This window comes from Singulisphaera chitinilytica (assembly GCF_049331405.1).
In the GTDB taxonomy this organism is placed as follows: Bacteria; Planctomycetota; Planctomycetia; order Isosphaerales; family Isosphaeraceae; genus PoT.
The window spans coordinates 332,152-352,986 of record NZ_CP186274.1 but is presented as its reverse complement, the minus strand read 5'-3'; the positions used below and the strand labels follow the sequence as shown (position 1 = coordinate 352,986).

Annotated in this window: 22 protein-coding genes; 9 read left to right on the top strand and 13 right to left on the bottom strand. The window is 66.8% G+C overall.

Translation table 11 applies throughout. The features are described 5' to 3' along the window. Window positions 1–54 precede the first annotated feature (54 nt). Together ACOYYX_RS01285 and ACOYYX_RS01280 are read right to left on the bottom strand one after the other, a co-directional pair. Window positions 55–1,191: a tetratricopeptide repeat protein gene (locus ACOYYX_RS01285; RefSeq protein ID WP_422928126.1), complete on the bottom strand. Its 1,137-nt coding sequence runs from the start codon at window positions 1,189–1,191 to the stop codon at window positions 55–57. Window positions 1,192–1,217: 26 nt separating this feature from the next. Then, window positions 1,218–2,291: a tetratricopeptide repeat protein gene (locus ACOYYX_RS01280; RefSeq protein WP_422928125.1), complete on the bottom strand. Its 1,074-nt coding sequence runs from the start codon at window positions 2,289–2,291 to the stop codon at window positions 1,218–1,220. Window positions 2,292–2,662: 371 nt separating this feature from the next. Here ACOYYX_RS01280 and phoU point away from each other — a divergent pair, with 371 nt between their 5' ends. Continuing rightward, window positions 2,663–3,409, top strand: coding sequence for a phosphate signaling complex protein PhoU (phoU, locus tag ACOYYX_RS01275; RefSeq protein ID WP_422928124.1), 747 nt, complete (start codon window positions 2,663–2,665; stop codon window positions 3,407–3,409). A 64-nt stretch (window positions 3,410–3,473) separates the two neighbouring features. On the opposite strand, the gene ACOYYX_RS01270 is transcribed toward phoU, so the two are convergent. Beyond that, the gene (locus ACOYYX_RS01270) at window positions 3,474–4,430 is read right to left on the bottom strand and encodes a GNAT family N-acetyltransferase (protein WP_422928123.1); all 957 of its coding nucleotides are present in this window, start codon (window positions 4,428–4,430) and stop codon (window positions 3,474–3,476) included. Between the two features lie 138 nt (window positions 4,431–4,568). Here ACOYYX_RS01270 and ACOYYX_RS01265 point away from each other — a divergent pair, with 138 nt between their 5' ends. The 6 genes from ACOYYX_RS01265 (at window position 4,569) to ACOYYX_RS01240 (ending at window position 10,835) form a co-directional block, all read left to right on the top strand. Next, entirely contained in the window at window positions 4,569–5,222 is a 654-nt protein-coding gene (locus ACOYYX_RS01265) for an RNA polymerase sigma factor (RefSeq protein WP_422928122.1), read from the top strand. Further along, complete coding sequence (locus ACOYYX_RS01260) at window positions 5,222–5,842, top strand: zf-HC2 domain-containing protein (RefSeq protein WP_422928121.1); 621 nt, start codon at window positions 5,222–5,224, stop codon at window positions 5,840–5,842. Before ACOYYX_RS01265 ends, ACOYYX_RS01260 begins: the two co-directional genes overlap by 1 nt. 322 nt (window positions 5,843–6,164) lie before the next feature. After that, window positions 6,165–7,439: a S1C family serine protease gene (locus tag ACOYYX_RS01255; RefSeq protein ID WP_422928120.1), complete on the top strand. Its 1,275-nt coding sequence runs from the start codon at window positions 6,165–6,167 to the stop codon at window positions 7,437–7,439. Between the two features lie 415 nt (window positions 7,440–7,854). Then, window positions 7,855–8,955 (top strand): SGNH/GDSL hydrolase family protein, encoded by a 1,101-nt coding sequence (locus tag ACOYYX_RS01250; protein WP_422928119.1) that lies wholly within the window; start codon window positions 7,855–7,857, stop codon window positions 8,953–8,955. A 163-nt stretch (window positions 8,956–9,118) separates the two neighbouring features. Beyond that, a complete protein-coding gene (locus ACOYYX_RS01245) occupies window positions 9,119–10,096 on the top strand; it encodes an epimerase (RefSeq protein ID WP_422928118.1) in 978 nt (325 codons plus the stop codon). Between the two features lie 292 nt (window positions 10,097–10,388). Further along, window positions 10,389–10,835, top strand: coding sequence for a hypothetical protein (locus ACOYYX_RS01240; protein WP_422928117.1), 447 nt, complete (start codon window positions 10,389–10,391; stop codon window positions 10,833–10,835). Between the two features lie 23 nt (window positions 10,836–10,858). Here ACOYYX_RS01240 and ACOYYX_RS01235 read toward each other — a convergent pair whose 3' ends face one another. From ACOYYX_RS01235 to ACOYYX_RS01225, 3 genes are read right to left on the bottom strand one after another with little or no spacing between them, the layout of a single operon-like run. Further along, window positions 10,859–10,987 carry a hypothetical protein gene (locus tag ACOYYX_RS01235; protein WP_422928116.1) on the bottom strand — a complete coding sequence of 43 codons (129 nt, stop codon included), beginning with the start codon at window positions 10,985–10,987 and terminating at the stop codon, window positions 10,859–10,861. 7 nt (window positions 10,988–10,994) lie between these two features. Continuing rightward, window positions 10,995–11,186, bottom strand: coding sequence for a hypothetical protein (locus ACOYYX_RS01230; RefSeq protein ID WP_422928115.1), 192 nt, complete (start codon window positions 11,184–11,186; stop codon window positions 10,995–10,997). A 60-nt stretch (window positions 11,187–11,246) separates the two neighbouring features. Beyond that, window positions 11,247–11,939, bottom strand: coding sequence for an NAD(P)H-hydrate epimerase (locus ACOYYX_RS01225; RefSeq protein WP_422928114.1), 693 nt, complete (start codon window positions 11,937–11,939; stop codon window positions 11,247–11,249). Between the two features lie 175 nt (window positions 11,940–12,114). Here ACOYYX_RS01225 and ACOYYX_RS01220 point away from each other — a divergent pair, with 175 nt between their 5' ends. Further along, window positions 12,115–12,414 (top strand): FmdB family zinc ribbon protein, encoded by a 300-nt coding sequence (locus tag ACOYYX_RS01220; protein ID WP_422928113.1) that lies wholly within the window; start codon window positions 12,115–12,117, stop codon window positions 12,412–12,414. A gap of 232 nt (window positions 12,415–12,646) precedes the next feature. After that, window positions 12,647–14,062: a chromosomal replication initiator protein DnaA gene (gene dnaA, locus ACOYYX_RS01215; protein ID WP_422928112.1), complete on the top strand. Its 1,416-nt coding sequence runs from the start codon at window positions 12,647–12,649 to the stop codon at window positions 14,060–14,062. 50 nt (window positions 14,063–14,112) lie between these two features. Here the strand turns inward: dnaA and ACOYYX_RS01210 are convergent, their stop codons facing one another. From ACOYYX_RS01210 to ACOYYX_RS01180, 7 genes are all read right to left on the bottom strand, one after another. Further along, window positions 14,113–14,634 (bottom strand): GNAT family N-acetyltransferase, encoded by a 522-nt coding sequence (locus ACOYYX_RS01210; RefSeq protein ID WP_422928111.1) that lies wholly within the window; start codon window positions 14,632–14,634, stop codon window positions 14,113–14,115. 73 nt (window positions 14,635–14,707) lie between these two features. Then, window positions 14,708–15,808, bottom strand: a complete 1,101-nt coding sequence (locus ACOYYX_RS01205; RefSeq protein ID WP_422928110.1) for an ABC transporter substrate-binding protein — start codon at window positions 15,806–15,808, stop codon at window positions 14,708–14,710. Window positions 15,809–15,956: 148 nt separating this feature from the next. After that, the gene (locus tag ACOYYX_RS01200; protein ID WP_422928109.1) at window positions 15,957–16,757 is read right to left on the bottom strand and encodes an ABC transporter permease; all 801 of its coding nucleotides are present in this window, start codon (window positions 16,755–16,757) and stop codon (window positions 15,957–15,959) included. Beyond that, window positions 16,754–17,533, bottom strand: coding sequence for an ABC transporter ATP-binding protein (locus tag ACOYYX_RS01195; RefSeq protein WP_422928108.1), 780 nt, complete (start codon window positions 17,531–17,533; stop codon window positions 16,754–16,756). Before ACOYYX_RS01195 ends, ACOYYX_RS01200 begins: the two co-directional genes overlap by 4 nt. A 120-nt stretch (window positions 17,534–17,653) precedes the next feature. Next, a complete protein-coding gene (locus ACOYYX_RS01190; protein WP_422928107.1) occupies window positions 17,654–18,091 on the bottom strand; it encodes a hypothetical protein in 438 nt (145 codons plus the stop codon). A gap of 128 nt (window positions 18,092–18,219) precedes the next feature. Continuing rightward, window positions 18,220–19,356, bottom strand: coding sequence for a DUF1559 domain-containing protein (locus ACOYYX_RS01185; RefSeq protein ID WP_422928106.1), 1,137 nt, complete (start codon window positions 19,354–19,356; stop codon window positions 18,220–18,222). 623 nt (window positions 19,357–19,979) lie between these two features. Continuing rightward, window positions 19,980–20,828 carry a TIGR02452 family protein gene (locus tag ACOYYX_RS01180; RefSeq protein ID WP_422928105.1) on the bottom strand — a complete coding sequence of 283 codons (849 nt, stop codon included), beginning with the start codon at window positions 20,826–20,828 and terminating at the stop codon, window positions 19,980–19,982. Window positions 20,829–20,835 lie beyond the last annotated feature (7 nt).

The window sequence follows — 20,835 nt, the reverse complement described above, 5'->3', positions numbered from 1 at the left end:
GACCTTCGCCGAGGGTGTTTTCATTTCCCGAGGGAGGAGATACCCCTCTCCGGTTCAACGATGCCAGGATGACTTCCGCAGCCGCCGAGACTTCGACACCAAGGCGGTCGGCTCAGGCTCGTGGTAGGCATGACCTTCCCGGTAGAGGGCGAGCCTCGATTCGAAGGCGGGCCGCCGGGCGTCCGCGGGTGAGAGCAGGCCGAGCGCCTTACCTTGCATCGAGACGGCCTCCTGAAACTGCCCCACCTCCGCATGGGCGGCGGCCAGCGTCTCCAGGATGATGGGATCATCTCGGCCGGTTAACTCGAAGGCCTTGGACGCGTCGGAGATGGCCTCCTTGCCATTACGCACGGAGGCGTCGGGGCTCGTCGCCAGGATCCAGGCCCTGGCCCGATACGCCCGGCTCCCTTTGGGGTCGAGGCGGATCACCTCGCCGAGATCCTCGAGTGCCTCCGTGGCCTTCCCCTCCGAGGCGAAGAGCCGGGCTCGGTTGCCCCGGGCCTTGACGTATTGGGGATCGAGCCGGATGGCCTCGGAATAATCGCGGAGGGCCCGATCGAGGTCCCCCTGGGCCTCCCGGCAATTCCCTCGGTTGTTGTAGATCAGGGGGGAATCGGGATCGAGCCGGAGCGCCTCGTTGAAGTCGGCGATGGCCTTGTCGTATTCGTGCTTGTCGAACCAGGCGAGTCCCCGGTTGTTGTAGGCACCCGAGAACTTCGGGGGCCGCCGCAGCGCCTCATCGAAGTCGGCGATCGCCCGGTCGTAATCCTTCCTCGAATGCCAGACAAGGCCTCGCCCATAGTAAGCCGAGGCATTCTCGGGGTCGAGCCGGATCGCCTCGTTGTAGTCGACGAGCGCCCCCGCCTCGTCCTTCTTGCCCAGGCGAGCGGCCGCGCGGTTGTTGTGCAGGGCGGCCCGGCCCGGATCGAGGCGGATGGCCTCGGTGTAGGCGGCGATAGCCCGGTCGTAGTCCTTCTTCGCATAGGCCGCGGCGGCGTGCCGGGCGAGTTGGCGAGCTTCCTCGCGACCGCGAGGCTCCGCGCCGGTGTTGGGGACGGCGATCGGGATCTCGGAATCGAGGAGCACCTCCAGGAGGGGCGAGCCGATCGGCGGCGACGCTCCCAGATGGGGAGCCGCCAGGGCCAGGGCCAGCAGCGGGCTCCCGGCAATCCCCCACGCAGATCGGCGCATCGATGGCCTCGTCATCCCTTGACGGCTCATGGCCGGGTCGCTCCTTCGTGATAGGGCCGCTTCGCCCGATAGAGGTCGAGCCGGTCCCGATGCCCGGCGCCGTCCCGATCGTCGGTCGGGAAGAGTTCCAGGGCTTTTAGCTGGGAGGCAACTGCCGCGTCGAAGTCGCCGGCCTCCGCCTGGGCCGCCGCCAGCGTCCCCAGGAGATAGGGATCGACTTCCCCCGCCGTCTTCGAAGCGGCTCGGGCCAGCTCGACCGCCTTCGCCCCGTCGCGCAAGGATGCGTCCGGGCATGTCGCGAGGAGCCAGGCCAGGGCGTTGCCCGACCAGATGTCGCCGGGGTCGAGCCGGAGGGCGGCCTCGAAGTCGGCGACCGCCCGGCCGTACTGCCGGCTCCTGGCCAGGGCGGTCCCGCGATGGCCGTAGGTCGAGGCTTGCTTCGGGTCGAGCCGGAGCGCCTCGTCGAAGTCGGAGATCGCCCGCTTGTCGTCCTTCTTCGCCAGGTAGGCCAGCCCTCGGTGATCGAGGAAGAGGGGTTCGCGGGGCTCGAGGCGGAGCGCCTGATCGAAATCGGCAAGGGCCTTGTCGTCCTGCTTCGTCTCGAGCCGGGCGAGGCCGCGGTTGTCGAACGTGACCGCATCCTTGGGGTCGAGGGCGAGGGCCTCGGAGTAGTCGGCGATGGCGATCTCGGGCTCGTCCCTGTCGGACCAGACCAGCCCGCGCTGGGCATAGGCCCAGGCTGCCTTCGGCTCGTTGCGGAGGATCTCGGTGTAGAACCGGATCGCGTCGCCGATGCGGATCAGGTCCTCGGCGCGGGCCCACCCCTCGCCCGAGGTGGACCTGAGCCAGAGCCTGTCCCCCTCGGCATTCTCGACCCGATAGCGGACGAACGGGCGGGGCGACCGCGTCGCCGGCAGCCAGGGGACCTTCGCCTCGGGCCTGAGGATCACCTCGCCCCCCACCCAAGTTCCGGGCTCATCGCCCGGGGCTTGAACGGGCGTCATGGTCGCGACCATGAGCAGGAGCCAGGTCGCTCGCATCCAGGGGCGCCCGATTCCCCGGTTGCGGGAAACCAACGGGCGAGTCTTGACGTACTCCATGGTAGGGGCGATCCATCTATCGAGCCGCCCGACGATCCATCTCACAATCCTGCGTGCCGGGCCATCTTGAAGCATACACCAGGAAATGGCCCGTGATGGCGAACCCCAATTTTCTCAACGGCGTCTCATTTGCTTGCAGAGACTGGATTGTGGTTCCCTGCGACTCAAGATTTCGCCTCCCCAAAAAACTTCAACAAATCGACCGCATATCAAGCCGTATGATCTTGTGCCAGGCGAGAATAGGACATACACTTTCGTATACGAAGTTGATGGATGGAGGCTGCTCCCATCGGGAGCCCGCATATTCCTGAGACCGACTGAAGAGGTGAACGCAGGGCACCTGGTACCTTACCTAAAAAAGGAGCGTCTCGATGCCGTTTGATAACGGAGTGAATCTTGGGTCGGACTGGGATTGCGAACGGGTGACCCTGGGACGACACTTCGTCCGAGATCTCGAGCGTCTCTGGGGTGGGGTGCTTAAACTCGCGGCCGTCGTGGAAGATGCCCTCAATCAGAGCATCCGTGCCCTCTGCGACGGCCGGACCGATCTCGCGGCCGAAGTCCGCGACGAGGAGCGCATCGTCGACCGTCGCGAAGTCCAGATCGAGCGCGACTGCCTGAAGGTGCTGGCCCTCCATCAGCCGGTGGCGTCCGACCTCCGTCGGGTCGCCAGCGTGCTCAAGGTCAACGGCGACCTCGAGCGGATCAGCAACCTCGCCCGCAACATCGCCAAGCGGGTCAAGAAGCTGGCCTCCGACCCGGACGCCCTGCCGATCCCCCAGGAGCTCGAGGCGCTCGCCATGGAGTCGCTGTCGCAGGTCCGCGATAGCCTGGACGCCCTGTCGAAGTCGGACGCCGAGCTCGCCCGGGCCGTCATCGCAGGCGACAGCCGGATCGACAAGCACTACCGGGCCATCCTCAACCAGCTCAAGGATGAGATCCGTCGCGACCCGGACAGGCTCAACACCTGGCTCCGCCTGATCAACACCGCGCGGAACCTCGAACGGATCGCCGACCACGCCACCAACATCGCCGAGTCGGTTGTCTACCTCAAGGAAGGTGACATCATCCGGCATGAGTCGGTGGAAGAGGAAACGTTGGAAACTCGAGTCAAGTAACGACCTGAAGCGAACGAACCAACTCGGGGTTGGCCTCGCCGCGAGCGTGGGGCCGATCCCGAGTTCATTTCACGGGCAGGCTGTTTCCTGGTTCCTGAACCAGCCTCGCCAGGTGGACCGAGCGGCGGTCGAACGGGACGAAGCACGCGGCCTCGTAAAGTCGGGTGGCCGGGATGTTGCGGGAATCCACGGCGAGCTCGAGCTTGGGGACGTGGGCCGAGGCCAGCTCGAGCGCATGGGCGAGCACGACGCGGCCAAGCCCCCTGCCCCTCGCCTTCAGGCTCAGGCCGAGGTAGGCGACCTCCCAGGCGTCGCGATCCGGCATCTGCGACAGCAGCAGGACAGCCGCGGTCTCGGGATCGTCGCGGAGCCGGCCGATTCGCCAGCGCTCGGGGACGAAGCGACCCGAGGCGCGATGGCCGGACATGATGTCGTCAAGGGATCGGATCCCTTCGAGCTCGGGCATGTCGAGGCTGTTCACGTATGTCTTGGAAAGGATCTCCCGGAACTCGGGCTCGGTCTCGGGCCCAAACCCTCGCCAATCGAACTCGGGCGTGCCGGGAGGCGGGGAGAGCCTCGACCGCGTATCTCGTTCGAGGTAAATGAGTTCCGTGACCTTGGGGATGCCCCCGCCGCTGAGGTCGTTGGCCCCCTGGCGGGGCGTCGAGTCATCGAGCAAGGCCTGGACGATCAGGAACCCTTGGCTCTGAAGGCTGGACAGAGCCGTGCGGACGAGGGCCATGGCGATGGCCGAGCGCTGCCAGGACGGGTCGACTTCGGGGGCCCAGACGGCGGCCGCGCGGCCGGCCAGGGCCTGGGTGAGCATCGCCCCGACGATCCGGCCTCGCTTCCAGGCGACCCAAAGTCCGGAGAGGTCGATGTAACCCCGTTCCGCCTCGAAGAGCGCATTGGCGATCAATCGAGGACGTAAATTGGGCGGCACCCGGCGGTAGAGGATCTCGAGCGCGGCCTCGCGGTCGCGGGGCGTACAGGGCTGGACTTGGGGAATTGCGCCCGACATGGCGATCCGAAATCTGAGGCAAGACGGGCCTTTCGGCAAAAAACTCCAACGCCCGACGCCTCGATCTCCGTACTATAAAGCATCGTGGGAGGTCACGCGATGTGGAAGTCGGCGGAAACCCGATCCGGTTCCCAAACCATGGATGAAGTCCCGAGCTCCCTCGCCGGGTATACGCTCTCCCCTCAGGACGAGACGAGCCTCGACGCGGGCGTACGCCCCGACGAGCGGGGGGACGCCTGGCTGGTCGAGTGCGTTCGCAGCGGCGACGATCAAGCGTTTGCCGCCCTGGTGACCCGCTATGAAAAGAAGCTGATCCGCGTCCTGGTGCGGCTGGTTCACGATGAGGAACTCGCCCGCGACCTGGCGCAAGAGACGTTCTTCAAGGTGTACAGCCGGCTCGACCGGTTCGACACGTCGCGGCGTTTTGGCCCCTGGCTCTTCCGGGTCGGGGTGAATCTGGGCCTGGACTGGCTCCGGCGACGAGATGCCCCGCCAGCCGCGTCGATCGACCGCTCCCATGATGAAGGGATGCGGGCGTTCGATTTGCCCGATGCCGATCCACGCATTCAAGCTGAGTTGGCGCAGGAAGTCCGGTTCATCCTTGATAAGATCCCCCTGCCTTACCGGACCATCCTCGTCTTGCGTGATCTGGAAGGATTTTCGTCTGCAGAGGTGGCGGCCATCGTCGGCCGCCGCGAAGCCACAGTGCGGTGGCGACTCGCAAAAGGCCGCGACCTGTTCCGCGAGCACTGGGAGCGCCGGCAGGAGTTGACGCGACGGGAGACGACATAATGGCGAATCCTCAATGCAAATGGGTGGGCGAGCGTTTGCCGCTCCTGGTGGATGACGAACTTCCGATGGCCGATCGGCGTCGGGTGGAGCGGCATCTGATCGGTTGCCTCGCTTGCCAGCAACACCGGACTTCGATCGAGCAGGCCGTCAAGGCCCTGCACGCGAGTGCGGCGTTCAGCCCCATCCAGCCGGATGCCCCCTCGCTCTGGCCCGACCTGGCCCGGCAGATCCGGCAGTCTCGCCGGCCTGCCCCTTCGTTCTGGTCATGGTCATGGTCCCGGTTCGAGATCTGGCCGGCGGTCGGCCTCTGTGCCAGCCTCGCCCTCGTGGCGGCGGTCGGCATCATCGGGAATAACCGGAGCCAGGTCGCCGAGGCCACGGCCCGACTGCCGCTCAAGACCCGGCCGATCGTCGCCGAGGCCCCGGTCGTCGCCCAGGCTTCGCCCGCGACGAGCCAGCCCGAACAGCCGGCCGCCGAGGCCGCCAAGCCCCAGGAAGACGCGTCGGCCCTCCCCGAGACGGTCACCGCAACCCGCATGGGTTACGACCTCGACCACGGGACGCCGATGGGGACGGAGCCTGCGCCGGTCGCTCGCGAGAAGAAGCAGCCGACGTATTAATGCGGTGATCGCCCCTTGCCCCTGCATCGGGCACGTCCGAACGATCTGCCGTGCGCCCGCCTGCCCCTTTTGAGTCCAAGAGCCTTAACAAACCGCGGCCTTTCGCGCCAAGAAGGGCGGGCCCCAGCCTGCCTAGAGCGTCCGCCCGTCGATTCGTTTCGCTCCCGGATTCTCCGAGATGTTCATATCCAATGTCTCGTCTCCTCGCTCCGCACAAGGGCGAGGGGGCGAGGGGCCGGAGGGCGTCTTCGGCGTCGGCATCCACGACGATCGGCCCTCGGGCCCCTCGCCAGTTCCATTGACTCTTACCGCGACCTCACCCGTGACGTGTCATCATCCGATCATCTCTGGCGACACCTCGACCCGGCACTCGCGCCCGGGCTGGGCCTCGGTCTCGGCTCGCGCCTTACCGGCCCTGCTCAAGGGCCTGGCGCTGGCGGGCCTCCTGGTCGCGCAGCCCTCGTGCGGCTATCCGGCCCACGCGCCCGCCTCGGCCCAGGCCACCGTCGAGACGGACGATGACGCGATCGTCGGGGCCTTCGAGCGCAAGATCGCCGACACGATCGCGAAGGTCAGGGGATCGGCGGTCGCCCTGGAATACTCGGTGGCGGACGCCCCCACGGGCATCAGGCGGGTGGCCACCGGCTTGATCCTCAACGACGAAGGGCACGTGCTCTCGATCCGGATCGACCCGCCCCCCCCGCAGGCGCCGATCGTGGCGCGAGACGCGTCGGGCAAGCGGCATCGGGCCGAGTGGCTGGCCGTCGACCCCGAGACGGGCCTGACGCTGCTCCGGATCAAGCCGATCCACGCCCGGCCCATCCGGCCGGCCAAACAGAACCCCCGACTCGGCAGCCAAGTCCTGGTGATCGGCAACCCGTTCGGCCTCGGGCATTCGGTGATCCGGGGCCAGGTGGCGGGGCTCGACCGTCGCGTCGACATCGGCCCCAGGCCCCTCGGCGGCCTGATCCAGATCGACGCAGCCCTCCACCCCGGCGACAGCGGCGCCGTCGTGGCCAACCTCCACGGAGAATGGCTCGGCCTGGTCCGCAGCGGCCTGGCGGCCCCGGGAAGCGAGCGCGTGCTCGACCACGACCTGGGCTTCGCCATTCCCGCCCGCGACGCCCTCTGGATCGCCGACCAGCTCCACACCAGACGCCGGGTCGATCGCGCCTATCTCGGCGTCCGGCTCAACGCGGAAAAACTCGGCGACCAACCCGGCGCGATCCTCGACGGCGTCCTCGTCGACTCGCCCGCAGCGCAGGCCGGCCTCCGCAAGGGGGACCGGGTCATGGCACTCGACGGCCACGCGATCGAATCCCCGGGCGACCTCACCGACCAGCTCGATCGTACGTTGGCCAACACCGAGGCCACCATCGAATATCAGCGCGGGGCCTTCCGCGACCATTTGGTCGTCCGGACCGGCTGCCGGCCTCCGCTCCCGTCCTCCTCCGCCACACCATCGTCACCGTCCCCGCCCGCGGAGAAGCCCAAGCTTTCTCCCGAAACGCCGACGGCCCCCTCCCCTGCATCTTCGCCTGTTCCCAACGTCTCCTCGCATGAGGCCAAGGTCATCCCCATCGGCCAGGAACCCTGAGTAACTCGGGCCCAGATCCCCAGAATTGTCGATCCCACGCTTGCCATAAGCCGGCTCGATTGCGCACGGGAAGGCGCCTTGAAGGCCCGATGAGACCATCGGCCGGCGTCGAGTTTGAATATACAGGAACGCGTCATGACGCTATGATGCCGCCTCGGTATCGAGGTCTGGGGAGACCTACCGCAACCAGCATCCTTCCTGCCTCCACCCATCTTCCCCAGTCCTGCCGGTTCTGTCTGGATCCGTAAAAGTCCCGAGACATTCGGCATCCCGCTCAATCGAGTTTGCGGGTCCTGCCGAAAAGAAAGGGCAGGACGACTCAAGCGGCGGAACGACGCCAACCTGAGTCGCAAACCGAACTTGTGAGCTGAGGCCGGGCGCAACGACTCGCCGTCTTTTGGGGTGAAGGTGACCGATGATGACACGCTCGTCATTTTCGACCTCGCATTGGATCGTGTTGATCGCCGTCGTGGTCGCGGGATTGTTGCCGGAGGCGATCGTCCCCGCGCAGGCCGCTCGAATCCGGGAGATCGTGCGGTCTCGCCTCATGAGCAAGGCCGACTACGATCGGATGGAGCGGGGCTATTATGAACAGATCCTCGACACCGGCCGTCGGATGGATACGCACGGCCTGATCGCCATCAATACAAACGACCTGCGCGAGTCGGTCCTGAAGCCGAACTACACGACGATCCTGCCCGTCGGGGCAATCTGGAACACGAACGCCCTGGCGATGCGCGACCAGCCCTATTCGACGGCCAAGCCGAGCGGGACGTTCCGCCTGGCGATGGCGGGCGATTCGATCGGCGTCGGCCTCGGCGTCGACGACGGCCTCGGCTTCGAGCCGGTCCTCGAGCGTTCCTTGCGGAAGCGTTCGCGCGAAGTCGGCGGCCCGACCGTCGAGTTCCTCAACTTCGCCCTGCCGGGCAAGAGCCCCGGCCAGCGCTGGGACCACTTCATGCAGGTCGCCTGGCCGACCTCGCCGGACGTCGTCGTCTTCGAGGCGACCCAGGCGGACGTCGGCTGGGATGAGCGCCGGCTGGTCGACCTCCTGCCGCGAGGGATCGGCTGGGATTCGGCCGTCTACGGCGACCTCTTCGAGCGTTCCGGCCTCAAGAAGGGGCAGCCTAAGGAGTACTACGCGGAGAAGCTGGCGGCCCTGCGCTGGGATCTTGTGGGTGAGGTCTACAAGCACATCGCGGCCGATTGCCGCGAGCGTGGCGTCCCCTGCCTCTGGGTCCTGATCCCGCGAGTCGGCCGCCCCGTCGAGCCCGCCGACCACGACCGCCTCGTCTCTCTCGCGAAGGCCGCGGGCTTCGGCGCCGAGATCGACATCTCCGACGCCTACGACGGCCTCGACCCGCTCACCCTGGCGATCCGCCCCGCCGACTACCACCCCAACGCCAGGGGCCACGCCCTCCTCGCCGACCGCCTCGACGCCGCCTTCCTCAAGCAGCCCTCGCTCCAGCACCTCTCGGCCCGCAAGGCCGAAGGCGCGGCCACCCCGCGGTTCTGACGACCGTCGATCGGCACCGAGCCACCAACCCCCGCTTTACGAAGGCGGTGCCTTACGGCAATTGAAGACGATCGTCGCCAAGGTCGGCTCGGTTAAAGCCGGCGTCGTTTCGCGGTTTCAGCTTCGGCATTGACAAGACCATCGTCACCCGAGGCTGATCCCAATGACGGCTTCCTCACCACCATCCGGGCGTATCGTGATCGCCGGCGGCAGCGGTTTTTTGGGCGTCTCCCTCGCCACGCACCTGGCGGCGGGAGGGGCGGCGGTCGTGCTGCTCTCGCGCCGACCACCGAAATCAAGCGGGCCCTGGAGGCATGTGAGTTGGGATGGCCGGAGCCTGGGGGACTGGCGTCAGGAGTTGGACGGCGCGGCAGGGCTGGTCAATCTGGCCGGTCGGAGCGTGGATTGCGTCAAGACGCCGGATCACCAGGATGAGATCCTCCGCTCTCGGGTGGAGGCGACGCGGGTGCTGGGCATGGCCGTGCGGGCCGTCGATGCCCCGCCTCCGGTCTGGGTGCAGATGAGCACGGCCCACATCTACGGCGATCCCCCCGAGGTCACATGCACCGAAGATTCGCCGTTCGGCCATGGGCTCGCGCCCTCCGTCGGCCGGGCCTGGGAGGAGGAATTCCGCGCGAGCGTCCTGGCCTCGCAGCGGGCGGTCATATTGCGCACGAGCTTCGTCCTGGGTCGCGATCGGGGTGTCGGCGGGGGTGCGCTGGCACGACTCGCCGGGCTCGCGAGGCTGGGCTTGGGCGGGACAATCGGGCCGGGCACTCAGGGGATGAGTTGGATCCATGAACTCGACATGAATCGCCTGTTCGGGCGAGCATTGTGCGACCCCGCCATGCAAGGGCCTTACGTAGTCTCCTCGCCCAACCCCGTCCCGCAACGGGACTTCATGCGAGAACTCCGACGCGCCGTGGGTATGCCCTTCGGGCTCCCGGCCCCTGGCTGGTTGGTTCGCGGAGGGGCGTGTTGGATCCTGAAGACCGACCCCGATCTCGCGCTCTATGGCAGGTATGTCGTCTCGAGCCGATTGTCGGCCGAGGGTTTCGAATTCCGGTTCCCGCACCTGCGCGACGCGCTGACCGATCTCTTGGTCCGTCGCAAACTCGTGGCCCGCAGCGCAGCGGTCTGACGCCGATGCGTCCAAGGATGGCCCCAGGCCTTCAGAGCTTCGACGGGGCATGTGCACGCGCGAACGATTTCGAATCCCCATTGTGACAAACATCGATCGATCTCTAGACGCGACGATGCGTCCTCGAAAAAACGGTGACAACCCCCTGGCACGAAATGGGCGTTCGAAGCCAGAATGTCAGGGTGAAGGGCGATCGGCCAGGACTCGGCCGGGCGCCGAGGGACGCCGGGCGGGCCGACCCCGATCGGATCGGCCTGCGTCGGCCTCGATGGGATGATGGAAGGAATCTGCGATGGTCGATCTCGGAGATCCGGGTGCCCAGCCGATGCTCGCCGCCGCCAGGGCCATGGACGCGGTCCTGAGGTGCGCCCGCGAGATGAGCACGGCGTCACGGGCGGATCGCCACCGGCTCCTCGAGCGGATCCTCCCCACCTTCGCCGAGCTCCGGCGCCTGAGCCGGGAGCATTTCGCGTCCAGGGCGAGGATCCCCGCCTCGATCGATGCCCTGTACGACGCGATCAATCAGCTCGTCGAGATGCCAGGCCTCCCGGACAGTGGCCCCCCCGCCGAGCATGAATGCCCGGCCTGCCACTCCCCCTTGCTGCGCAAGGACAGGTACGGCAACCCCACGACCGAGAAGCCGCACATCATCTACTGCGGCCCTTGCGTCGGCATCGTCATGCCGCCGCTCTTCTCCCTGACTTCGATCGACGAGGGGTTCAGCATCGAAGCCCTCTGATCCCGCGATGTTCCCCAACCCGCTCATGAGCCGGGCGGAAGCGCCTTCATGTATTCTTTGAGCCCCAGGGGCAATCCTCCCTCGGCCTCGTCGGCGATCAGGGTCAGGCCCGACAACTCGTCATCGATCAGGAGGAAGGACTTGCCGCCCACGGAGATTTCATAGCGGGAGTCGAAGAGGCTGAACGGCTCCGAGACGACCCCTGCCGCCGAGTGCCTTCACAATCTCGAGGAACGCGTCGAGGTCGGAGCCCTTCTCGCCCTTGCGGCAGAAGCCGAGGAGAACCTTCCCATTGGACCGTTTGGGCGGGGAGAAGCACCAGGTCGCCCCGTCCTGTTGCGGGGTGTCCATCGCGTGGGCCCTCATGACATGATGCCGTCCGACGCGCCGAACCGGCCGGTGCGGAACGGCTCAACGAGCCTCGATGAAAGGCTCCAGCGAACGACGAGGGACGCCGATTTCGACCACAGAGACCTCCCCCGTATAGCCTGCGGCGCCCTCGGCGGAAAAACCGAGCTTGGGCGCGACGAACGTCACGGTAGCCCGTGCCTTGATGGCAATCCCGAGCGGCCGGCCGCTATCGGCGTCGAGGCCCGAGGGAAGGTCCAGGGCCAGGATCGGACGCCCCGAATGATTGAGCCTGTCGATCAGGTCGTGCAAGACGCCCTCGACCGGCCGGGTGAGGCCCGTGCCGAGCAGGCCGTCGACGAGCCAATCGGCCGCGGCGATCTCGCCCGCGAGGGGCTCGAGCCCCCCCCGGGCCTCGGCGTCCCAGGCGACCTGGTCGATGCCCGACTTCTCCAGGATCTTCCACTGCGCGGCCGCGTCTCCGCGGAGCTGGTCGGCCTTCGCGAACCAGACGACCCGGACTGCGACGCCCCAGGAATCGAGGTGCCGTGCGACCACGCCGCCGTCACCGCCGTTGTTCCCCGGGCCGCAGGCGATCCAGACCTTCGACGACGGCCCCACGCCCTGATCGCGGAGCCAGGCGGCGGCCCCTCGCCCGGCGTTCTCCATCAGGACGAGGGTGGAGAGCCCCAGCTCTCGGGCCGCACGCTCGTCGATGCTCCGCACCTCATCCCGGGCCAGCGGTCGAATCTTCATGAGCCTCTCCTTGCGCCTCGAATCCGGTCGAGTGGCCATCGTCGCGACTGCCCTGCAAGTCCGCTTCCGGTTGACACGGCTCGGGGACGAAAATCAGAATAACGATGGCCAAGGCCCGACGCCGCCATCATCAATCAATACCATCACGACCTCCGACCCGGGGAGCCCGAACTCCATGCCGATTTACGAATACCGTTGCGAGCCGTGCGACCACTCCTTCGAAACCCTGGTGCGCGGCAACGGCGACACACCCCACTGCCCCAGGTGCAACGGCATCGACCTCGCCAAGCAGTTCAGCGTCCCCGCCGCCGCCCACACGAACGGCAGCTCCGGCGCGTCGCTGCCGATCTGCAGCTCCCCCGCCCCCTCGTTCGGCTGCGGCTCGGGCCCCTGCCGCTCGGGGATGTGCTCGATGGATCGAGCCGCAAAACCGTCGTGGTCACGGGGGGTCGCGTCCTCGCCAATCCCCCTCTGACACTCCCACGACCGACGTCGATCGCATGCCGTGCATTCGCACCAATCCAATCTATCTCGACGTTCGTTTCATCTTCTCCAAATTCCGCGTCTAACCTCTTCGCCTCTCTTTGACAACGCCCATGCCAGAGGGCATATCCTCTCTGGCTGGCGGAAGGTGTGCGGTGAAACTCCGCGCACCATGGCGCCGGCCGTTGCCCGAGTGGTCTGAGCGACGGAGCGGAGATGGACCGATGACGCAACTTCAGGGAGGATTGGAAACGTCGCTGCGGGCGGCGGTCGCCGAGCGCGTCGGCGAAGGGCGATTCGGGCTCTGGTTCGGCGAAGGCGTACATCTCGGCCTCGACGACGAGTCGATCGAGGTCGGGGTCCCCAACGCCTTCTTCCGCGAGTGGATCCAGGGGCATTTTTCCGGCAACCTGATCGAGGCCGCGGAGGCCGTCACCGGCCGCACGCTGGCGCTCAAGTTCCGGATCGATGGCGAGGCCGAGCCGAAGGTTGGGGGCCTGATCGAGCCCAATTCCGGCGACGAGAGACGCAAGCCGGGCGTGACGGTCCCCCTCGTTCCCGCACCCAAGGTCCCGCCCCCTTCGGAACGCCCTCGCAATCAGGCGAGGCCCCCCAGGCGGCTCGACGACTTCGTCACCGGCTCCTGCAATCGCCTGGCCCATGCGGCGGCCAAGGAGATGGTGCAGTCGACCGGTGCGTCGTTCAACCCGCTGGTCATCCACGCGGGCATCGGCCTGGGCAAGACTCACCTGGCCGAGGGGATCGGCCATGCCCTGCGTTCCCGACAGCCCGGGTTGAAGCTGATCCACATCACGGCGGAGGGGTTCACCAACGGCTTCCTCGAGGCCATGCGGTCCAACTCGCTCCACAGCTTCCGCGCCCGCTATCGAAACGCCGACGCCCTGATCGTCGACGACATCCACTTCCTCGCGGCCAAGCGGGCGACCCAGGACGAGTTCCTGCACACCTTCAACGCCCTGATCGCGGACGGTGTGCCGATCATCCTGACGGCCGACCAGCACCCCAAGCGCATCGCCAAGCTGACGGACGAGCTGGCGACGCGGTTCCTCGGCGGCATGGTCGTCAAGCTCGACGCCCCCGACCCGACCACCCGACGCGCGATCCTCAAGTCGAAGGCCCAGGCCCGAGGGGTCGACATCCCCGAAGCCGTGCTCGAGTACATCGCCGAGCACCTCCGGGCCAGCGTCCGAGAGCTCGAAGGGGCCCTGCACAGCCTGATCGCCCACGCGCTGCTGACCGGCAAGCGGCTCGACCTGAACCTGGCCAAGTCGGCGCTCCGCGACACGATCCGGCACACGGCCCAGGCCGTCGCCCTCCGCGACGTCGAGCGGGCGGTCTGCCACCTCTTCGAGATCGACGCCGAGGTCCTGAAGTCGGACGGCAGGGCCCGCGCCCTGACCTTCCCCCGGATGCTGGCGATGTACCTCTGCCGCAAGCACACCGGGGCCGCCTACAGCGAGATCGGCCGCTTCTTCGGCGGAAGGAACCACTCGACCGTCATCTCCGCCGAGAAGAAGGTCGCCGGCTGGATCCGCGACGAGGAGCGCAACGGCCTCCTCGCCGGCTTCGAGACCGTCGCCGACATCCTCGCCGCCCTCGAGCGCACCCTCGGGGCCTGATCCTTCCGGATGGATCCGCGTCGCGGGAGGATCATCCTCGCGTCGCGGCTTCAGGCCGAGGCCTCGTCGATCAGGATCTTCTCGAAGAAGAGCGAGCGCTCGATCGGGTTGTCCCAGTATGCGGGGATCTCGATGAATCCGAGCGAGCGATAGAGCGAGATCGCCCCGCGCATCTCCGGCAGCGTATCCAGGACGATCCGGCGATGCCCGAGCCGTCGGGCGAGGTCGATGACGGCCTCGACCAGGCGCATCCCCAGGTCTTGCCCCCGGTAGGCGGGGGCGACGTAAAGGCGCTTCATCTCGCACGTATCTACGCCCAACGCCCGGAGCGCCACACAGCCGGCGGGGATGCCTCCGTCCCTCGCTAGCAGGAAGCCGCCCAGCGGCGGCGCGTACCGTCCGGGGAGCCCGGCGACCTCGGCGTCGAAGCTCTGGTAGCGGAGCGTCTCGGCGAGCCAATCGGCAAACTCCGAGGCGTACGCCCGGAACAAGGTCCGGGCGTCTTCCAGGTCGGCCGGCGAGGCCACTTCGACCAACTCGAAGCTGGACCTGTCAGGCGTGGGCGAATCCATCACGGCACGCGTCCTCGACAACACATCATGATCCGTGGCATCGAAAGAAACCGATCCCCCGGCATAGGCCCGATCACTTCGCCGGCGTCGAGGCTTTAGGCGCCTCCGCCGCGGGAGATTTCGCTTCGCCCGCGCCTTCGAGGAAGCTGAGGCTGTAGGCGTCGTCGGCCTTGATCTTCCCCGGCTTGATGACGCCGGCGTCCTCGAGCTTGCTGAGGGTGTCGCTCCAGCGCTCGGGCTTCATGGTCCCGACCTCGTCGAGCCCCTTGAGGTCGGCGAGGACCAGGGGCCTGATCGCGGCCGACATCTTGGTGACCGAGTCGAGGGGGATCAAGGTGTTGACCTTCGCGAGATGGGCATTCGCCGGGGTGGGGTCCTCGGCGTAGCGTCGCCAGCCCCGGCGGCAGGCGCGGACCATCCTGGCGACGAGCTCGGGCTTGTCCTTGATCAAGGTCTCGCTGGCGATCAGGATCGAGCTATACGGGTTATAGCCGATGTCGGCCAGCGGCAGCGCGACGGGGTCGCCCCCCTGCCCCTCGGCGAGGATCGGCTCGCTGAAGATGTAGCCTTGCTGCGCGTATTTCGGGTCGCGGAGGAAGAGGGCGACGCCCCCCTCGTAAGGGACGATCTTCGTCCCCGGCAGCGCGACGTTCTTCTTGAGGTAGCTCGCAAATGGGGCCCCGATGCTGACCGCCAGGGTCACGTCGCGCAGGTCGCGCAAGTTCGTGAAGCCCGCGCTCTTGTGGGTCATGATGCACATCGGGAACTTCTGCAAGGGGGCGAGCAGCGCCATGACCGGCGTATCCTGCGAGCGCCCGACGAGAAGCTTGTCGGCGTTCTCGACGCCGAAGTCGGCCCGTCCCAGGGCCACCTCGGGGATCACGGCCGAGCCGGGCCCGCCCGGCTGGATCTCGACCTCGAGCCCCTCCTCCGCGAAATCCCCCTGGACCTGCGCCGCGAAGAATCCGCCGTGCTCGACCTCCGGATACCAGTTCAGGCGCAGGACCACCTTATCCTTGCCCGAACCCTTCGCCAGTGGCTCCTTCGACGGCTCGGGGCTGCCGCCGCAACCCGCTCCGAGGAAAACCAGGCCCGACGCGAGGAACAGCCAGAGGGATCGCTTCAACTTCATGGGGATGGTCTCGAGGTCTACGGCCGACGTCTCAACGCTCACGAATTGCATTCCGTCGCTTGCCCGACGGCGGTCCTTTGCGGACTCTCACGATTGTACCGTGCGAGGGAAGTTCCCGAACCTGGGGCGGGATCTTCTCCATTGCATGATATTAAACAACATATTCTTACCATCGATTCGAATGCCCACTTCAGCGTCTCGACCAGCGGGCCAGGATCACGCTCTCGACGAAGCCGAGAGCCGCGAACAATGAGATGCCCAGGACGATCGCAGCAGCAGTGGCGGCGTACATCAGGTCGGCGCGGACGTTGCGCGACGATTCATAGATGATGTAGGCGAGGCCGAAGCGGTCGGGCTCGCTGCCGACGAAGTATTCGCCGACGACGGCCCCTGTCGAAGAAAGGCCCGCGGCGATCTTGGCCCCCGAAGCGAGGTCGCGGACCGCCGAAGGGAGCCGGAGCTTGGTCCAGGTCTTCCACAAGCTCGCGTTGTGGAGCTGGAACAGCTCGAGCAACCTGGGATCCACGCTCGTCAGCCCCGAGAGCGTGCTGGCGATCACCGGGAAGAGCCCCATCGACGCCGAGATGCAGACGATGCTCGGGAACCCGTGGCCCAAGGCGATGATCACCGCGTTGGCGACGGCGACGATCGGCACCGTCTGCAGGAGCGTCAGGTAGGGGAAGATCCCGGCCCGGAGCGTCCTCGAGAGCGAGAGCACCAGGGCAATCGGCATCCCCAGCGCAAGACTGACCCCCAGGCCGCAGGCGGCGGCCTTGGTGGTGTAGATCGTCGCCTTGAGCAGGGTGGCGCGGTGCTCGTGGAGGGCGAGGAGGACCCCTTTGGGGCCGGGGATGACGTAGTCGGGCAGGCCGCTGACCGCCTTCAACGCGTACCAGGCCCCGATCAGGACCGGCAGGACGACCAGGGGGGCGACGGCCCGGCACAGAATCGACCCCTCCCCCCTCAAGCGAGAGCTTGTCGGGGCGCTCATGCCGGCAGCCTCCGCAGCGTCTCGCCGAGGCCGCCCACGATCCGGGCGTATTCCGGCTCGGCCCGCAGCGACGGGGATCTCGGGTAGGCGAACGGGATCTGCTCGATCCCCTGCAAGGTCGCCGGCCGGCCCCCGAGCATGACGATCCGCTGAGCCAGGAAGACGGCCTCGCTCATGTTGTGCGTCACGAAGACGGCCGCCCAGCGCTGCTCGGCCCAGAGCTCCAGCAGCGTCTCATTGAGCCTCTGCCGCAGTAGGTCGTCGAGGGCGGCGAAGGGCTCGTCGAGCAGCAGGAGCCTGGGTTGAGACACCAGGGCCCTCGCGATCGCCACCCGCATCTTCATCCCCCCCGACAGTTGGTCGGGGAATTTGCCGAAGTCCTGGGGCGTCAGGCCCACCAGCGCGAGCGTGGCCCTGACCCGCTCGTCGCGGTCTTGCGGATCCCCGCGATCGTCGAGTTCGAGGGGGAGCCGGACGTTGGCCGCGGCGTCGCGCCAGGGGAGGAGCGTCGGATCCTGGAAGACGAACGAGACGCCCCCTCGCTTTCGCCTGGCGACGGAAGGGGGGAGGCCGTCGACGTCGATCTCTCCCGCCTGGGGCTCGAGGAGCCCGGCCAGGAGGCGCAGGAGGGTTGTCTTGCCGCAGCCGGACGGGCCCACCAGCACGACGAAGTCGCCCGAGCGGATCTCCAGGTCTACGCCGTCGAGGACCTTGACCCCTCCCAGCACGAGGCCGACGTCCCTGGCAACGATCATCCCCGTATCGGACTCGAACATCCCGGTATTTCCCTCGGGCGGAGGTCGAACGTTGACTCGCCCGAAACGGGCTCGCCCCCTATTGTTTGGGAGCGAGCGGGAAATTCCAAGTGATCGACCAGGAAGGAGGTCACGTTCGGCTCACTGCGAGGAGAACGACTCCTCGACGCTCTCGCCGTCGATCTTCGCCCGGATGGTCCCCTGGAGGCCCCTCGGATAGTGGCCGGGATCGGACGCGAAGCGGTTCGGGTCGGAGGCATCGGGGACGAGATTGATCGGCTTGGCGTTCTGGCCCTCCCCCTGCTTGAAGACGACCTCGGTGGGCGCGGGGCTCATCGGGGTCGACCCGTCCGACTTGTAGAAATAGGCGACGACCGAGAGCGGCCGGTTCCTGCCCTTGCCGACGCCGGGCTTGGCCGGGCTCTCGGTCTTGAGGGCGACGAAGCCTCGGTCTTTCGGCAGGCGGACCAGAGAGCCGCCCGTCGGGGCGACCTTGGTCGGCACGAAGCTCGGCGTCTCGCCGCAGCCGGACAGGGCACCGAGGAAGCAGGACGTTACGAGGAAAGGGGCCCAACGCATCGCTCGAGGCACTCCACAAATGAGAAGGCCGAGGAAGCATCCCCCCGGCCCTCCGCCTTTGATCCAGGGAAATCGGCTGCCGGAAGGAGAGGGGAAGCGTCGAAGCCTCGCCCCCCTCTCCCGCTCGATCAATACGAGTCGGAGCTGATGACTTCGCCGCCGGCGCGGGTGCCGAGGGCCCACCAGGTCTTGCGGGCGATCGAGTCCTTGATGAACTTGACGCTGCCGTCGCCGAAGAGGGCGTTCACGCCGCCCGGGTGCATGCTCGTGGAGGGGAGGGAGTTGCTGCCGTTGTCGCTCTGGCTGGGGTTGCCCTGGCCCCGGCAGACGTTGAACGGATACTGCTTGTCGTTCGGGGTCTGGGCGACGTTGAACGCCGCGCCTTCCGAGAACGAGGCCCAGCGATAGCCGCGGTGGCTGGTGATGGCCGTCGAGCTCGGGTTGGTGAACTCGGCCGCGCAGGCGGCGAGGCTGTTGAGGATCCCCTGCTGGGTCGCCGCGGTGGCCTGGAAGTCGTCGACCTCGTACTTGGCGGCGGCGACGACCACGCCGTTCCCTCGGTAGTGGCTGCCGGGGGTGCCGGAACCGATGCCTCGTCCATGGGTGCTCTCGTTGCCCTGGTTGTCCCCCACGAGGGCCTCGGCGAAGAGGAGGGTCGTCGAGGTGCCGTCGGTCGCGTGGCGGATGCCGTAGCTGATCCAGACGGCGAACATGCCGGTGCTGCCGTTGCCGTCGGCGTTCTGCATGTTGCCGTTGCCGTTGTTCGGGCCGCTCGGCCAGTCGCTCGTCGTGCCGTAGCAGGCGTGATAGTTGTTGATGTTCTGCTGGCCGACGTAGGGGTCGGAGGGGCACATGTAGGCCTTGACGACCGTGCCGATGACCGTGGCGTTCTCGGGCGCCGGGACGGCGTCGTGGATCTCTTCGGCCATGCCGAAGTTGATCGCGTTGTAGAGCGGGGTCTGCTCGACGAACGGCAGGCTCGAGGCAAGCGAGCTCCAGCCTCGCCAGTCGGCGTACCCGGGGCAGCTCGACGAGGGGTCGGAATTGCAGTTCTTGGACGCACCCATCGGGAAGACGTCATACGTGCTGTGGTAGTTGTGCATGGCCAACCCGATCTGCTTCAGGTTGTTGGTGCACTGCATCCGGCGGGCGGCCTCGCGCGCCGACTGCACGGCGGGGAGCAACAGGGCGATCAACACCGCGATGATGGCGATGACGACGAGGAGCTCGATCAGCGTGAACCCACGCCTCTCACGCAACTTCATGATGATGGACCTCGATCACGGGGGTCGAAAATAGCTACGCCTTTGGAGACGCACGACGATAAGACCGGTCGATCCGGGCGGTCCTGCGATGGGGGGGAGAGGACCAGGGCCCGGTCGTCATTTCGGCATCGAAATCCCGGCTTCGTCCGTCGGAGGGGGGGGTTGACGGGAAGCCCGGTCGTCGTCACATGCTCGTCGGCCTCGGCAGGTCGTCCTCGATCTGGGACGAGGGGCTGCCGCCTCGCTCCGGTCTCCCGACCGGCGCTTGTAGGAACCTCAAAGGCTAGCGACCTCCAGTGAAAACTCCGTGTCGATTCGTCGATCTTTCCATAAAGTTCGCGGAATCGTGGGCTCAATTGCTGAACATGACATCCCCACATTCGACCTTGTTTGAATGCGTGCATATCCAGGCGAACGTTAGGTAATGACATTATCTTTGTACATAAATTAATTCAAATTATTACTCATGCCAGGCTGCGGGTGCTCGATTGCGATGGAGATGCCGTACGATCGTCCCAATCGTCCGCGATGAAGGAAGGCCTTCCATATTCTATCAAAAATTCGACACAGAACGCCCTGATGATATTGGCGATCCGTCCGAGCGTCACGCGAGATCGACGAGGCTATTCCCCGGGTACCAATGCCGCCCGGAATGCCCTCAGGATTGATTGGGAAGGTGACGTATCCAGGACGGAGAAGACGACCCGCTCGAACCGTCCCGACCAGGGGCCTTGTTTCAGGTGCGCCGCGAAAGATCTGGCGACGACGGCCGGGTCGTTGCGGAAGACGCCGCAGCCCCAGGCCCCCAGCACGAGCTGCCCGTAGCCCCGCGAGGCCGCCAGGGCCAGCACGTACTCCGACCGCCTGAGGAAGACGCCCGGGATCGGTCGCAACTCCTCGGGTCGGTTGTAGGCGGCCGCCCCGGCATTCGGCGCCGCGCTCGTGATGAAGGTCGCCAGCCTCGGCTCGTCGAGCAACTTCCCGGCATCGTCCCGGAAGATCGGACATCCCGGCGAAAGGATCATCGCATCGGAATACAACAACGACGTGGCCGCGCGATGGTTCTCGTAGAAATCCCGGGCCCGCATCTGCGACGCATGCAGGGCCGAGCTTCGCGCCAGCGATTCTTCCTGGGCCTGGCTGCCGTTGAGGAATCCCCCGCCCGGGTTCTTCGCTGAGGCGAAGTTCAAGGCCGCGACCGGCCCCTTCCCCATCGCCAGCACTCGCGCCACACCGGCCAGGGTCGTCTCGTTGACCACCTCGATGACGGCCGCCTGATCCGGGGCCGGCTGACCGAGAATATCCCGCCGGAGCCCTTCGAGTTCCTCCGGCAAATAGTGGCGCGTGCCTTCGAGGCAATCGCGAACGGCCCCGGCGATCTCGACGACCCGGCCGGACGCCAGACGATACGACCCTCGCTCGACGATCTCGACCGACTCCCTGGCGATCTGCGCCCGTGTCGAACTTTTCATGCCGCCT